This window comes from Pantoea sp. Ae19-2 (assembly GCF_059801205.1).
In genome coordinates, this window is sequence record NZ_JBCHWE010000001.1 from 2,325,108 (window position 1) to 2,340,548 (window position 15,441).

General features: G+C 52.8%; 12 protein-coding genes. 3 read left to right on the forward strand and 9 right to left on the reverse strand.

Going from position 1 to position 15,441, the window contains the following annotated elements; genetic code table 11:
* Positions 1–219: 219 nt before the first annotated feature.
* From pqiC to rlmKL, 5 genes are read right to left on the reverse strand one after another with little or no spacing between them, the layout of a single operon-like run.
* The gene (gene pqiC / locus AAIE03_RS10815) at positions 220–804 is read right to left on the reverse strand and encodes a membrane integrity-associated transporter subunit PqiC (RefSeq protein WP_013025274.1); all 585 of its coding nucleotides are present in this window, start codon (positions 802–804) and stop codon (positions 220–222) included.
* On the reverse strand, positions 801–2,444 hold the full coding sequence (gene pqiB, locus AAIE03_RS10820; RefSeq protein WP_014606176.1) for an intermembrane transport protein PqiB: 1,644 nt from the start codon (positions 2,442–2,444) through the stop codon (positions 801–803). The genes pqiC and pqiB overlap by 4 nt, the downstream gene beginning before the upstream one ends.
* Positions 2,431–3,699, reverse strand: coding sequence for a membrane integrity-associated transporter subunit PqiA (pqiA, locus tag AAIE03_RS10825; RefSeq protein ID WP_014593348.1), 1,269 nt, complete (start codon positions 3,697–3,699; stop codon positions 2,431–2,433). The genes pqiB and pqiA overlap by 14 nt, the downstream gene beginning before the upstream one ends.
* Before the next feature lie 16 nt (positions 3,700–3,715).
* Positions 3,716–5,635: an ABC transporter ATP-binding protein gene (locus AAIE03_RS10830; RefSeq protein WP_014593347.1), complete on the reverse strand. Its 1,920-nt coding sequence runs from the start codon at positions 5,633–5,635 to the stop codon at positions 3,716–3,718.
* Between the two features lie 5 nt (positions 5,636–5,640).
* Entirely contained in the window at positions 5,641–7,755 is a 2,115-nt protein-coding gene (rlmKL, locus tag AAIE03_RS10835) for a bifunctional 23S rRNA (guanine(2069)-N(7))-methyltransferase RlmK/23S rRNA (guanine(2445)-N(2))-methyltransferase RlmL (protein ID WP_014593346.1), read from the reverse strand.
* 109 nt (positions 7,756–7,864) lie between these two features.
* Here rlmKL and AAIE03_RS10840 point away from each other — a divergent pair, with 109 nt between their 5' ends.
* The gene (locus AAIE03_RS10840) at positions 7,865–8,974 is read left to right on the forward strand and encodes a YcbX family protein (protein WP_210456373.1); all 1,110 of its coding nucleotides are present in this window, start codon (positions 7,865–7,867) and stop codon (positions 8,972–8,974) included.
* A gap of 1 nt (position 8,975) precedes the next feature.
* Here AAIE03_RS10840 and AAIE03_RS10845 read toward each other — a convergent pair whose 3' ends face one another.
* The 4 genes from AAIE03_RS10845 to AAIE03_RS10860 all read right to left on the reverse strand — a co-directional run bounded on the left by AAIE03_RS10845 (position 8,976) and on the right by AAIE03_RS10860 (position 13,170).
* Positions 8,976–9,518, reverse strand: coding sequence for a cell division protein ZapC (locus AAIE03_RS10845; protein WP_015700640.1), 543 nt, complete (start codon positions 9,516–9,518; stop codon positions 8,976–8,978).
* Between the two features lie 141 nt (positions 9,519–9,659).
* Positions 9,660–10,670, reverse strand: coding sequence for a quinone-dependent dihydroorotate dehydrogenase (pyrD, locus tag AAIE03_RS10850; RefSeq protein WP_498563003.1), 1,011 nt, complete (start codon positions 10,668–10,670; stop codon positions 9,660–9,662).
* A 134-nt stretch (positions 10,671–10,804) separates the two neighbouring features.
* On the reverse strand, positions 10,805–12,106 hold the full coding sequence (locus AAIE03_RS10855) for a flippase (protein WP_013025266.1): 1,302 nt from the start codon (positions 12,104–12,106) through the stop codon (positions 10,805–10,807).
* 83 nt (positions 12,107–12,189) lie between these two features.
* Positions 12,190–13,170: a glycosyltransferase gene (locus tag AAIE03_RS10860; RefSeq protein WP_014606180.1), complete on the reverse strand. Its 981-nt coding sequence runs from the start codon at positions 13,168–13,170 to the stop codon at positions 12,190–12,192.
* Positions 13,171–13,922: 752 nt separating this feature from the next.
* On the opposite strand from AAIE03_RS10860, the gene ssuE reads away from it, so the two are divergent.
* Together ssuE and AAIE03_RS10870 are read left to right on the forward strand one after the other, a co-directional pair.
* On the forward strand, positions 13,923–14,474 hold the full coding sequence (gene ssuE, locus AAIE03_RS10865; protein ID WP_498563004.1) for an NADPH-dependent FMN reductase: 552 nt from the start codon (positions 13,923–13,925) through the stop codon (positions 14,472–14,474).
* Between the two features lie 10 nt (positions 14,475–14,484).
* Entirely contained in the window at positions 14,485–15,438 is a 954-nt protein-coding gene (locus tag AAIE03_RS10870; RefSeq protein WP_024470938.1) for a sulfonate ABC transporter substrate-binding protein, read from the forward strand.
* Positions 15,439–15,441: the final 3 nt, after the last annotated feature.

Genomic DNA, 15,441 nt, shown 5'->3' on the forward strand with positions numbered 1-15,441 from the left:
AAAGAAAAAGGTGACTAATAAATGTTCAGCCACCCTTTTGTTTTACTCGCTCTGTATGAAAAGATCAATGCGCAATATTCACGCCAATGTCACAAATGTGACCTGAAGTGGACATGAATTTTCTGTTTCGTGATGTAAGCCTATTGCTTTATCCACATGATTTATATAGAAACCCGATGTTATGTCAGAAAATAAGCACTAACCGAAACAACAGGTTAACTACAAGCCCGTTCCTGTCGAATTCTCAGAGGCCACATTGCGGGCAATCTGTTGCGCAATTTGCTGCCAGCCCTGAGCAAGGGTTTTGACAAGGGCATCATAGCCATCTTCCTGCTGTGGCAACACCAGGTTGAAAGCCTGCTTTGTGAAGCGTCCCTGATGTTCCAGCGTCCACTGCCCGCTAATGACCGCTTTGCCGTCATAGCGTCCCTGGAAATCGTTGACCGTAATGTTCAGGGTGTCATGTTCCTGCCCCATTAACGTCTGAGTCACCAGCCGACCCGGTAACGCTTTGGTGAGATTGGTTATCATCGTTTGCTGTAGCTGCTGATCGAGCGGGCTGGCCCACAAATTATTGGCGGCGATAACGTATTTAACATCGCTGGTTTGATATACCAGCCCATTACCCGCCAGATAGTCCGGAACCACAACCTGCTGTACCCATAAGGTCGGCTGTGCATTTGCCTCACTGCCGATCACCTGCATCGAGGCCGCCCCTGAGGGCAGCTGATAGTAAGTGGTATTCACCGTGCTGCTACAGGCACTCAGTGCGAGAGCGGCCAAAAAAACGAGTCCTTTTTTCATTGTTTTGCCCTCTTCGGCTGGGGATCCTGTCCCGGTTTTGCTTCAAACACTAACGCATTACTTTTGGCATTTAGCGTCTTCAGCACTGGCTGCAGTTCGCGCAGCACCTGATCAAGCCGTTGCATATCGCCCACCAGCTTGCTGTAGGCCGGTGAGCCAGGCTGCAGGCCTTTCATACTGCGGTTGAGCTCACGTAGCGTTTGCTGCGTCTCTTCCGGCAGCGTTTTCATCGCCGGACTGCTGGTTACAACGTTAATGTTGTCGATGGTACGTTGCAGATCGCGCAGAGTTTTCTGGCTCTCCTTCAGCGTTCCGGTGGCTTCCGACACCATATTGTTGAGCGGTAGACCGTTAATTTTATCCAGCGCAGCCATCAGTTTCTGCTGAATCTGGCTCAGGCCACCACTCACCGTCGGGATCACTTCATAACCCGCGACTTTATCTGGCCCTTTATAGGCAGGGGCATTGTCATAGAAGTCGATATCGACAAACAGCGCGCCAGACAACAGGTTGCCGGTTTTCAACGTTCCGCGCAGGCCACGTTTCTTACCGTCCTGCAGATGCTGCTCAAGATCGAAGTTTTCACCCAGACGGCTAATAAAGCGATCGGGTTCAATGCGAATCAACACCGGCACGCGGTAGTCATTATTTAGCGCCTGCGCAGTGCCCGCATTCATGAACGGCACCTCCGCAACGGTACCCAGACGAATGCCGCGGAATTCAACCGGCGCGCCCACCTGCAATCCACGAATCGAATCAGAGAAGAACATCAGATAGTCGATATGATTGGTATACAGTGAATCCTGAATACTGCGCTGATCGTCAAACAGGTGATATTCAGCCTGATTCTGCGCCGCCTTACCTAAATCCCAGCCGTCAGGCACGTCAAAGCTGACCCCGCCGCTAAACAGCGTGGTGAGCGACCCCATTTCAACCCGCATGCCTGATGCCGACATATCCACCGCGATGCCGCTGTCTTTCCAGAAACGCACATTCGTCGTCACCAGACGATCGTAGGGGGCGGCGACAAACAGCTGATAGGTCATCATGCGCTTATCGGTGTCGAAGCTGCTGGTTTCAACGGTGCCGACACGATAGCCGCGAAACAGCACCGGATCGCCAGCGTTAAGCTGCCCCGCTTTTTTGCTGTCGAGTGTAATACGAATGCCCTTCGCATCAGGCGGCGCTAACGGCGGCGCATCCAGCAAGGTGTACTGATCCAGGGGATCTTTTTTGGTACCAGGCTGCAGCTCGATATAGGCACCAGACAGCAGCGTTCCTAAGCCCGTAATGCCTTCGCGACCGACCTGCGGCTTAACGACCCAAAATACGCTGTCGCTGTGCAACAGCTTTTCCATACCTGAATTCAGTCGGGCTTTAATCTCAACGTGATGGAGATCGTCTGTGAGGACGGCACTCTCGACCACACCGACATTGACGCTGCGGCTTTTGATGGTGGTTTTACCCGCTTCAATTCCTTCTGCGCTCTCGGTGATCAGCGTCACTTCCGGTCCCTGATGACTAAAATGATAAAACAGAATCCAGCCGCCAATTAACAGCGTGACAATAGGGACGATCCATACCGGTGACCAGCGCTTAATCTGATCCACTTTGGCATGACCGTGATTATTTTCCGTCAAGATGCGGCTCCTTCATATTTTTCTCACCAGCACGATCCCAGGTTAAGCGCGGGTCAAACGTCATTGCTGCAATCATGGTCAGAATCACCACCAGCGCAAACAACACCGCTCCCCATGCCGGATACACTTTCATTAACTGTCCCATACGCACCAGCGCGGAGAGCACGGCAATCACAAAGACGTCGATCATTGACCAACGCCCAACAAACTCAACCACCTCATAGATCAGGTGCATTTTATGGCTGTCGCGCTGCCCGCGTCCGCTGGCATCCCAGCACAGCCAGCCAATCGCCAGCATCTTCAGAGACGGAACCATAATACTGGCGATAAAAATCACCAGCGCGACCGGATAAGATCCATCGCCCCAAAGTAAAATTACCCCGGCCATGATGTTCGAGGGCATCGCCGATCCCAGCGTTTCGGTAATCATAATCGGCAGCAGATTGGCGGGCACATAAAGCATAACGGAGGTTATCAGCAGCGCCAGTGTCCACTGCAGGCTGTGTTTACGGCGGGCATCGGCAACCACGCCGCAGCGCGGACATTCCCGCTGTGTCACAGGTAACACCGCAGTGCAGCACGGACAGGAGCGCAGGCCCTGGCTTAATCCGCTTACGCCTGCCTGGGGCGCATGGGGTAAAGACGGCATCGCTTCAATACGATCCCACAGCCAGCGGCGATCCAGACACTGAAACGCGCGCAGTTGCAAAAGGCAAAACAGACACCAGGGCCAGAAGCTGGTTTCGAGGCCAATTTCGCCATAGGCCATGAGCTTGACGAAACTAACCAGCACCCCGGCCATGAAGATTTCTGCCATTCCCCAGTTGCGCATATGAAAAAGGATACGCGCCAGGCCCAGTTTCAGGCTGACGGGCATTTTCACCTGATTGACCAGCAGGACAATGGTGATCATACAAAAGGCGGGAATTCCCTGGACAAACAACAGGAACAGTGTGGCCAGGCTGGCGTAATCGTCGGCCACCATCACCCTCGGGATTTGCATCAGGCTGATCTGACTGGACAGCCCGGCGACTTTCATGGTGATAAACGGAAACAGATTGGCAAGCACCAGCATAAATAGCGCGGCCAGCGCGTAACCGGTCGGACGCTTACGCGGCTCCGACCAGTTGACGGTCAGGGAGGTATGGCAGCGCGGACAGGACGCTCGGCTGCCAACGGGAATGGCCGGCAGTTTTACCATTAAGTCGCACTGTGGACAGAGCATCCACGCGTTCGTTTTCTCTGCTGAACACATTCCCGCCCCTTAATGACTATGCGCCGTTTCTCAGTGATTCCAGCTCTTCCCAACGCGCAAAGGCGGTTTCCAGCTGCTGTTCGACGTCAGCCAGTTCATCGAGCACCGGCTGCGTTTTATCGTGTGGCTGACTGAAAAAATCCGGATGACTCATTTTGGCCTGAAGCTCGCCAATACGCGCCTCTAACTGTTCCAGCTTTTGCGGTAACTGTTCCAGTTCACGCGTCAGGTTATAGCTTAGTTTGTTCGCGTTACGTTTGGCAGCGTCATTTTTCGTATCGGCAGGCTTGAGGGCACTATTTGTCCCCTTTGCTGAGCCCTGCACCTTTTGCTGTTTGTACGCTGCACGCTGCTGCTGCGCATCGTGATAGCCGCCGACAAAGGTCCCTATCTCGCCGTTGCCTTCAAAAATCCAGCATTCGGTTACGGTATTGTCAACGAACTGACGATCGTGACTGACCAGCAGCACTGTGCCCTGGTAACCGTCGATGAGCTCTTCCAGCAGCTCCAGCGTTTCCACATCAAGGTCATTGGTCGGCTCATCAAGGATCATCAGGTTACTGGGACGCAGGAACAGACGCGCCAGCAGCAGGCGGTTACGCTCCCCACCCGACAGCGCCCTGACCGGCGTCATCGCGCGTTTAGGATGGAACAGGAAATCCTGCAGATAGCCCAGCACGTGACGCGGTTTACCATTGACCAGCACCTCTTGTTTGCCTTCCGCCAGGTTGTCCATCACGGTCCGATCGGGATCGAGTTCCGCACGGTGCTGGTCGAAATAGGCCACTTCAAGTTTGGTCCCGGAGTGCACACGACCGTGATCGGCCTTCAGCTGTTGCAGCATCAGACGCAGTAACGTGGTTTTACCACAGCCGTTCGGCCCAATCAGGGCGATCTTGTCCCCGCGCTGCACCTGGGCTGAGAAATCTTTCACCAGCTGCTTGCCGTCTACCGCGTAATCCACGTTTTCCAGTTCAAAGACAATTTTGCCGGAGCGTGATGCTTCACCGACCTGCATATTGGCTTTGCCCATGACTTCACGGCGTTCTGAACGCTCGCGACGTAAGGCTTTTAACGCCCGAACGCGGCCTTCATTACGGGTTCGACGTGCTTTGATGCCCTGACGGATCCAGACTTCTTCCTGTGCCAGCTTGCGGTCAAACTCAGCATTTTGCATCTCTTCAACGCGCAGGGCTTCTTCTTTGCCTTCCAGATACGCGTCGTAGTTACCCGGCCAGGAAACCAGCTTGCCGCGGTCCAGATCCACAATACGGGTGGCCATATTACGGATAAAAGAACGGTCGTGAGAGATAAAGACGATACTGCCGCTGAAGCTTTTCAGGAAGGTCTCCAGCCAGTCAATCGTTTCAATATCAAGGTGGTTGGTGGGCTCGTCCAGCATCAGTACGCGAGGATTACTGACCAGCGCACGCCCCAGCGCGGCTTTACGCAACCAGCCACCGGACAGAGACGACAGTTCAGTGTCCGGCGACAGACCAATCTGCTGCAGCACGTCCATGATACGACTTTCCAGCTGCCACAAATTGTGATGATCCAGGATGCCCTGCAGACGCGCCATCTCATTGAGATTTTTATCACTGGGATCGTCCATCACCTGGTGCGAGATCGCATGGTAGGCTTTGAGATGCTCCGCCTGCTCTTCGACGCCCTCTGCCACAAAATCATAAACTGATCCGGTGATATTGCGCGGCGGATCCTGCTGGAGCCGCGCCACGACCAGATCGGTTTCATAAATGATGCGTCCGTCATCCAGCGGCTGCTCGCCGTTGATGATTTTCATCAGTGTGGATTTGCCCGCCCCGTTTCGGCCAACCAGACACACGCGCTCATTTTCTTCGATATGTAGTTCGGTATTGTCTAACAGAGGCGCATCGCTAAAAGACAGATAAGCGCCGTGGATACTAATCAATGACATGAAACTTATTCCTTACCAGCATGAGTGATCAGCCAGCAGTTATGAATTTGGCGATTACGCGCAAAATCCTGTGACAGGGTTTTCTGAGTGATGTCCTGAGCCTGGAGCCCCAATGCGTTAAGGCCATCCAGATCCATTTTGAAACCACGTTTATTATTCGAGAACATGATAGTACCGCCTTTACGCAACAGCCGTTTCAGGTTACGCATCAGCATCATATGATCGCGCTGCACATCAAAACTCTCTTCCATACGTTTTGAGTTAGAGAACGTGGGCGGATCGATAAAGATCAGGTCGAAATTTTCGTCGCTCTCGTTCAGCCAGCTCAGGCAGTCGGCATGCAGCAGGCGATGCTGACGACCGGTGAGGCCGTTCAGCCGCAGGTTACGCTCTGCCCACTCCAGATAGGTACGCGACATATCCACGGTGGTGGTAGAGCGTGCGCCGCCCAGACCCGCATGCACGCTGGCAGAGCCGGTGTAAGCAAACAGGTTCAGGAAATCCTTGCCCTGACTCATCTGACCCAGCATCTTGCGGGCAATACGGTGATCGAGGAACAATCCCGTATCCAGATAGTCAGTCAGGTTCACCAGGAAACGGGCGTTAAATTCCTGCACTTCAAAATAGTCGCCCTTCTCACTCAGCTTTTGATACTGCGCTTTGCCCTTCTGACGTTCGCGCGTCTTGAGGATTAAGCGGTTTGACGGCAGCGCCAGCACGCTCAGCGTGGCACTAATCACGTCAAACAGGCGTTGACGGGCTTTATTCGCGTCGATGGTTTTGGGTGGCGCATATTCCTGCACCACCACCCAGTCCGCATAGCGATCCACGGCCACATTATAGTCCGGCAGATCGGCGTCATAAATGCGGTAGCACTCGATACCTTCCTGGCGCGCCCACTTATCCAGCTTCTTGAGGTTTTTGCGCAAGCGGTTCGCGTAATCTTCAGCAATCTGATTACCGCGCTCAGCGCTGTTCGCCGACAGCTGATAGTTTTTCTGCACACAGTCCAGCGGGCCATTTTTGGCTTTGAACTGACGGTCGGCACGCAGTTGCAGACAGCTCAGTAGTTCGGGCGATGCGCTAAACAGCGACAGATTCCAGCCGGCGAAGTGCTGCTTCATCAACCGGCCAAGCTGGCTGTGCAGCGCAATAAGCGCAGGCTCACTTTCAAGACGTTCACCGTAAGGTGGGTTACTGAGCACCGTTCCCGTCACCTCAGTCTGAAGAGGATTCTGCAGCTTCAGCAAATCCTGTTGGCCAAAGGTGAACAGTTCAAAAACGCCGGCACGACGTGCATTCGCTTTTGCCCATTCCAGCACCCGTCCATTATTGTCATAACCAAAAAAGCGCGCCTGGCACGCCGCCGTCCCGGCACGGGCACGGGCCTGAGCATCGCTCTTGACCTCGCGCCACAGGCTTTCGTTAAAACCGGCCCATGCCGTGAAGCCCCACTGGTTACGCAGTAAACCCGGCGCGCGGTCGCAGGCCATCAGCGCAGCTTCGATCAGTAACGTGCCTGAACCACACATCGGATCGATGAGCGGCGTGGACGGCTGCCAGCCCGAACGCATCACAATCGCTGCAGCCAGGTTTTCTTTCAGCGGCGCCTGACCCGTTTGCTGACGATAGCCGCGCTGATGCAGGGCACTGCCGCTCAAGTCCAGAGCTATACTGGCGCGGTCGTCATCAAGCCAGACGTTAATACGAATATCGGCCTGTTCACGATCGACGTCCGGGCGTGCCAGGTTACGACGGGTAAAACTGTCGACAATCGCATCTTTGACGCGCAGCGCGCCAAACTGGCTGTTACGGATCTCATCGTTGGTGCCATTAAAGTGCACCACGAAGGTTTTGTCGCTACCGAACATGGCGGGCCAGTCAATGCCCTGCACGCCCAGATAGAGATCGAGATCGCTGTAAACGCCGACCTCGGTCAGAGGCAGCAAAATACGCGAAGCCAGACGACTCCACATCAGGCTTTGGTACATTACGCGGTCATCGGCCTTGAAGTGAACGCCTCCCTGTACCACTTGCAAATCCTGCGCGCCCAGCGCGTCCAGCTCATTTTTTAACAGCTCTTCGAGCCCACGCGCCGTGCTGGCAAACAGAGAATTCATATCGTCACTTTTTTACTCTTGAGAAAATTGTTGCGCATTATAGCGAATCGCAGACCTATGTCATAAAGTTAGCTTCTTTTGTCTTGCGCGCCCGCTTCTGGAGACTTTCATGATCACGCTTTCCCGCTTATTTATCCATCCCGTAAAATCCATGCGCGGGTTGCAGGTCTCACATGCCTGGGCTGCCAGTAGCGGGTTAACCTATGACCGTATTTTTATGGTGACCGAACCTGACGGAACCTTTATTACGGCGCGTCAGTTTCCGGAGATGGTGCAGTTCACGCCGGCGATTACGCCAGACGGTCTGTTCTTACAGGCCCCCGACGGGAGCCAGTCGCTCATTCGTTTTGCCGACTTTACCCATGCTGAGCAGCCCACGGAGGTCTGGGGCAATACGTTTACCTCACGAATCGCACCCGAGACGATCAACCAGTGGCTGAGTGCGTTCTTTCCACGACCGGTGCAGCTACGCTGGGTCGGACCGCAGCCTTCACGCCGCGTCAAACGTTTTACCGATGTGCCACTGGGCTTTGCCGATGGATATCCCTACCTGCTCGTGAACAGTGCTTCGCTGCAGGATTTACAGCAGCGCTGTCCCGCCAGCGTGCGAATCGAACAATTCAGGCCAAACCTGGTCGTGAGTGGCGCACCTGCGTGGGATGAAGACAGCTGGGCGGAGATCGCTATCGGTCAGGTTAATTTCGCCGTTCCAAAACCCTGTAGCCGCTGTGTTTTTACTACGATTGGCGTGGAAAGTGGTCAGAAGCATCCTGAGGGGCAACCTTTGACCACGCTGCAGGGCTTTCGTACGGCGCAGGACGGCAGCGGGGACATTGATTTTGGCCTGAATCTGATCGCGCTCAACAGCGGTATTATTCGCGCTGGCGACGCCGTCAGGATACTGAAACGCCAGTCGCCGCGCGTCTATGGTCCAGGAGAGGTGACTGAAACACTGAAACCGCAACGGCAACCCGCCGCGCAGGTAACCATCACCTGGCAGGGCCAGCGTTTCAGCGGTGATAATCAGCAGGTCTTACTTGAGCAGCTTGAAGCCCAGGGCTTTCGCATACCCTATTCGTGTCGGGCGGGTCTGTGCGGCAGTTGTAAAATAACGCTGGTTGCGGGAAAGGTGAACGCCTTAAAGCAAAGCGCCATCCGTCACGATGGCACTATATTGAGTTGCAGCTGTATTCCTGCAAGCGATATCGAGGTGATCTGAATTACACCGCGCGCGCATAGCGCGTGGTTTTTTCCTGCTGGTGCGGTTGTAGCCGATCGTTCATCACTTTAATCGCATCGCCGAGCACCATCCCCTTGCCCGCCAGCGTCAGAGCGGGCTGTGCCAGTAAGCAGAGTGCGGCATTATCACCGTTTTCAACCACCAGCAGACGCGCCTGCTCGCCGCTGTCCGCCAGCGTCACCGCCACCATCTCACCCACCGCAGGCTGCATAGGCTGGCGGTGCGCGGAGAAATGCCAGCTTTTCGGCATCAGTGGCTTCAGGAAACGTGCGGCAACCAGCGCATTTAAAACCAGCTCGGCACGCTGGTCGCTGCTTAGCGGGCTTTGACGACACTTCTCTTCGAACGTGAAATAAAGAGCCGCATCGTCAACACAGAATCCGGATTCGGTGAAAGCATCAGGGGTCAGCATTTTACGTGCATAGCGGGAACGAAAAAGCATACCGTCAGCCAGATCGAGCATCATACGGTCGTGCTCTGCGTCGTAGAACCAACGCCATTTGTCATCGGGTTTAATTTTCATCATGTGCCCTGTATTTACCGCTGCGCTAAAGCTAAAAATCCATAAAATAAAAATGCATGCTGAAAAATCGTGCAACAGGACAAAATATAAACGAGCCGGAGGGATAAATAAACCCCCCGGCGCATTATTATGGCGAATGTCTTAGATATGGTTCACGATATCTTTAATTAAACCGGGCCCTTTATAAATAAAGCCAGAATAAATTTGAACCAACGTCGCGCCCGCTGCTATTTTTTCACGCGCAGCAGTAAGCGAATCAATACCGCCTACGCCAATAATGGGCAATCTTCCCTGTAACTCCTGCGACAGTCGCTGGATGACGGCGGTACTGCGCGACTGTACCGGACGACCACTTAATCCACCGATTTCTTCGCCATATTTCAGGTCCTTTACCAGAGAACGATCGAGCGTGGTATTGGTCGCAATGACACCATCAATTTGGTGACGTATTAAACTGTCGGCAACCTGGATCAATTCCTCTTCAGAAAGATCCGGCGCGATCTTAACAGCCACCGGCACATATTTGAGATGCCGTTTTTCCAGATCTTTCTGTTTGGCTTTTATGGAAATGAGCAGATCGTCCAGCGCCTCACCATATTGTAACGAGCGTAAACCCGGTGTATTGGGTGATGAAATATTGATCGCGATATAACCGGCGTGCGCGTACACCTTCTCCATACAGATCAGATAATCGTCTTTTCCCTGCTCCACGGGTGTGTCTTTATTTTTGCCGATATTGATCCCGAGTACGCCTTTAAAGCGGGATTTTTTTACGTTTTCAACCAGGTTATCAACGCCGAGATTATTAAATCCCATGCGGTTAATAATCCCTTCGGCTTCCACTAAGCGAAACATGCGTGGCTTGTCATTGCCCGCCTGCGCGCGCGGCGTGACTGTTCCGACCTCCACAAAGCCGAACCCCATTGCCCCAAATGCATCAATACACTCGGCGTTTTTATCCAGGCCCGCCGCCAGGCCAAGAGCATTGTCGAAGGTCAGCCCCATGCAGGTAACCGGACGCGAGGGTAAATGCTGGCGAATGATCATTTCCAGCGGCGTGCCGCTCATAAAGCGTAATTGCTGAAAGGTGAGATGGTGCGCACGTTCAGGATCGAGCCTGAACAACGCCGGTCGGACAATTGAGTAAAACATGCACTCTCCTGGAAGACGGAAGCGATGGTGAAAATCAGTGCACGGGAAATTGTGCGCCAGAATGGTAAGGTGCTCTGGCGCAAAAGTAAATCGCGGGGCGCTAAGTCGGGAGACTGTTTAAAGTCGTTTTGATCTTACACAACGGAATCGTTTGCTGTACGGGAATTCAGCCTGTCCGGGAAAGCATAGTCGCGCCAGATGTTATGCCGCACCATAATGCCGAAGATACCAATACAGACCAGCACCTCGGCCAGTACCATCGACCAGGCCGCACCGATGGCACCAAACTTCCATGCCAGCAGACAGCACACCGGGACGTTAACCACCCCCGCAACCATCATTACCATCATACGTTGCCGCGCCAGTCCATGCGGAATCAAAATCTGCAGGCCCGCCGGATAGGCAATATTGCCAAACAGGAAGCAGAGTACAAAGACGCGCAGCACATCCGCTGACGGCAGGAAGTCTTTCCCTAACAGCAGTGCGACAACCTCATCGGCAAACAGCCAGGTGAAGATCACGATAGAGAGGCTCAACGCAAACGACAGCATCAGGCTTTTGCGCGTCGCCGCCACTGCAGCGGCTTTATCACGCCCAAATAAGTGGCTTACGCGGGGGAAAAACGCGCTACCAATCTGCTCCGGCACCGAGTTGGCGGCCTTGCGCAGCCTGTCCGCACCGTTATAGATCCCCACCATATAGTGCGAGGTAAACGACGCCAGAATCACGACGTTTACGCTGTTAAACAGATTGGCACCTGCGATGGCAATAAAGACATCGGCACTGTCGGTAATGCGCTGTTTGATTTCGCGTGGTTCAAAGCGATACGCGCCAATCACCTTCATTTCCAGCACAAACTTCAGCGTAATGATGGCATTGATGATCGATACCGCGCCCGGTATCAACGCAGCCAGCCAGGTATCGTCCGGCGTTTTAACCAGTAGGAACGTGAGCGGAATGGCACAAAAGTTACCAAAAGTGGCAATGACTGCAGTTTTGCCCAGCTTTTCGAAGCCCTGCATTAACCAACCAAACGAAAACAGTGAGCCGATTAAGGTGGTGCAGTTGGCCAGAATAATAAAGAACAGCGAATGCCAGGATGGATTAAACCACGTCGCAGTGAGTAACGTACCGCTGGTAACCAGTAACAGCATCAGCTTGGCGTTAAAGGTGGACCAAAAAAGCTGGGTAACACGTGCCTTATCGTCACGGTGATGGGCAATGTCCTTAGTGGTAAAAACATTGAATCCCCAGTCGGAGATGGTACTGCAGTAAAGGACGCAGGCAATCGCCAGCGCCAGAATCCCCATATGGTCCACCCCCAGCACGCGCGCCAGATAGGGGAGCGTCGCCAGCGGAAACAGGAACGAGGCTCCCCGGTACGCCAGCAAAGATAAGATATTCACTACTAAACTTTTATCGAGCACTTTTGCCATGTCGCAACAACCTTATACACATTGCATGTCTCACCTTCTCATTTCGCTCAGGTGCAAACAACATCAGGTCCCATTTTTAGGAATTACGGAACGCGTTTGAGTTCTTTCTTCACTTTATGGCTTTGCAATAAAATGAAGGTTTCCGGACGGTTAAGCAGCAGCCATTCTTTGAGGCTGCCGGCTTTAATTCTGCGCCCCAGATATCGAATCGCATTGAGCACATATTCCGGTACAGGCGTTTGATTGTAGAGCGACAGATAGATCATTAAACGGAAGGAGTGAATAAGGTAAGCTTTTTCCAGCGCCTTTTTTAATTCACTTTGGGTCTGCGCACAACATAAGGTGTCATAGGTGGCAATAAACGCATTGTAGCGTTGGGCGAAAAAGGATGGACTTTTACTGCTGTTAGTCAGTGATCCAACGCGGATACGCTGTTTGTAATACGTCTGGCGAGTGACCCATGCCTGTTGGCAATGCATAAATACCGATAAGGTAAATTTGTGATCTTCATGCACGCGATCGACGAAGCGCAAATGGTGCTGCTGGATAACGGTTTTTCTTACCACATAATTCCAGGCCGCCGACGTATAGGAGCCATTATGCAGCAAACTTAGCAGGACATCCTGTGGCTTCTGAATGCCGGTCAGGTTATGCCTGACTTTTGGCCACGTCACGTCCGGTTTGTCTTCGCGGTAAGCGCTCGAATTAAAACAAAATAAATCGGTATCGGGATAATTGTCGACAACCTGGGCCAGCTCATTGACGAATCCCTCCACCACCACATCATCCGGGTCGCAAAAGAAAACGAACTGCCCTTCAGCAACCTCAACGCCTTTATCACGCGCATTTCCTGCGCCACCGTTGGCAATAGTGATCAGTTTCACCTGAGGAAGATGACCATAGTGCTGTTCAATTAACGCCACGGTTCCATCGGTAGAACTGTCGTTAACAATGATAATTTCGTTTGGCGCGCTAATTTGTCTTAATAATGAATCCACACATTCGACAATATATTTTTCAACATTGTAAGTGGGAATAATGACCGATAACAGGATGTCAGACATACAGGTTTTCTCTGCTGTTAGAAAAGGACAAATAAATCCACCAGCCCGAGACAGGCACTGACCAAAGGCAAATAGTAATTTTAAAATAACAGGCGCTTACATTGAGCAGAGACATTTTACTGCCTGAATGACTAAAATGCCTGCCTCAATCTCAACAGGGTCCGAATGTGGCAAAAACCATGGTTAGAAAATCTGAAGAATAGCTCGCTGATAATCATCTTCCCGTTGAGGAACCATTTAGGCACAGCCGTCTGTTCAGGGGGGTTTCAGGCCGGACATCTGTAACTAAAAATGAATTGTTGTTAAAAACTTCGCCAGACTGCTGCACTTAACACGCACCGCCTGATGCAACTATTCCTAATCCCCTCTCGCCATCGCGTTAAATAACATTGAATTTTAATTCTTTTTTCTTTTTCCTTCCTCCTGTGAATTTAAAAAAGCGAAAGGCGTGTTTTCGTTTTACCTGAATGTTTCACTTTTCTGATACTCAAGTAACCAAATGTACGGATTTCCGGGTTTAAACGAATTTTATTCACCCGGATTAATGTATCGACTCGCCCGTCCTGGCGTTTTTAAGATTTGTCGCATCAGGTCTTTCTCAGAGACGCGGCGCTCTCGCTTCAGGCCTTTTGCCGGTTTTCACCTTTAGATTGTCAGAAAAATCATTTAAGCCGTGCCGCCGCCTCTGCCAGGATGAAAGCATCAGTTCTCAACAAAAGATAATCAATAACTTTCAGTTATAAGGAGTCGTAATGAGAGTGCTCACCCTGGCAGGTAGTCCGAGATTTCCTTCACGGTCCACATCGTTATTAGCGCTGTGCCAGCGCAAACTGGAAGCATCCGGTGTTGAGGTTATTCCCTGGAATATTCATAACTTTCAGCCTGAGGATCTGATCAACGCCCGCTTCGATTCCCCGGCTATTCTCGCCCTGAGCGAAGACCTGGCTCAGGCTGATGGCCTGGTCATTGCCACGCCGGTTTATAAGGCGTCTTTCTCGGGCGCGCTAAAAACCGTTTTGGATCTGTTACCTGAACGCGCGCTGGCCCACAAAGTGGTGCTGCCGTTAGCGAGCGGGGGCAGCGCTGGCCATATGCTGGCCCTGGATTACGCACTCAAACCCGTATTAAACGCCCTGAAAGCCGAAGAAGTGCTTCATGGTGTTTACGCCGAAGATAAACAAATTCATCACTATGATCGCCAGCCGGAACTGGATCCGGTACTGGCTACCCGTCTGGAGGAGGCGGTTCACACGTTCTGGCTGGCGCTGTCCCGACGTCATCTGCCCGTTGCCCTGGCTGTGTAAGGAAACAATGATGAAACGAATAATCAGCGCGTGGTTAATGGCAGGGATGTTCGTGGCAAGCACACAGGTGAATGCCGCAGAACCCGCCCCTGCACAGGTTCGCATCGGCTATCAAAAAGGATCGGTCAGTATGGTGCTGGCCAAGGAGCATCAGCTGCTGGAGAAGCGTTTCCCTGCTACCCGTATTCAATGGATCGAATTCCCGGCCGGACCGCAAATGCTGGAAGCGCTGAACGTTAACAGTATTGATATTGGCAGCACCGGTGACATTCCGCCTATTTTCGCCCAGGCAGCCGGGGCGGATTTACTGTATATCGGCTCAGAGCCGCCTAAGCCGAAAGCTGAGGTCATCCTGGTCAGCCAGAACAGTCCGTTGAAGTCGGTTGCCGATCTCAAAGGCAAAAAGGTGGCGTTCCAAAAGGGTTCCAGCTCGCACAATCTGCTGTTGCGTGCGCTGGAAGAAGCGGGTCTCAGTATCAAAGATATCCAGCCGGTTTATCTGACGCCAGCCGATGCGCGCGCCGCTTTCCAGCAGGGTAACGTGGACGCCTGGGCAATATGGGACCCCTACTATTCTGCCGTACTGCTTCAGGGCAATGTCCGCGTGTTGAAAGACGGCACCACGCTGAACCAGACGGGGCCGTTCTACCTTGCAACCCGCCATTTTGCGCAGGAACACAATGACTTCGTCTTAGCGACGTTAAAAGCCTTTAGTGATGCCGAAGCCCTGACGCGTAGCGAACGTGACCAGAGTATTCATCTGCTTTCGACATCGATCGGTCTGCCTGAGGCCGTCATTGCCAGCAACCTGGACCACCGTCCACCCAGCCCGGTCAGTCCGGTCAGTGCGCGCACGGTTGCTATGCAGCAGAAAACCGCCGATCTGTTTTATGCCAATCATCTGATTCCCGTAAAAGTATCGATTGCCGAGCGCATCTGGCATCCCCAGGCCGTGACGCAATAAGGA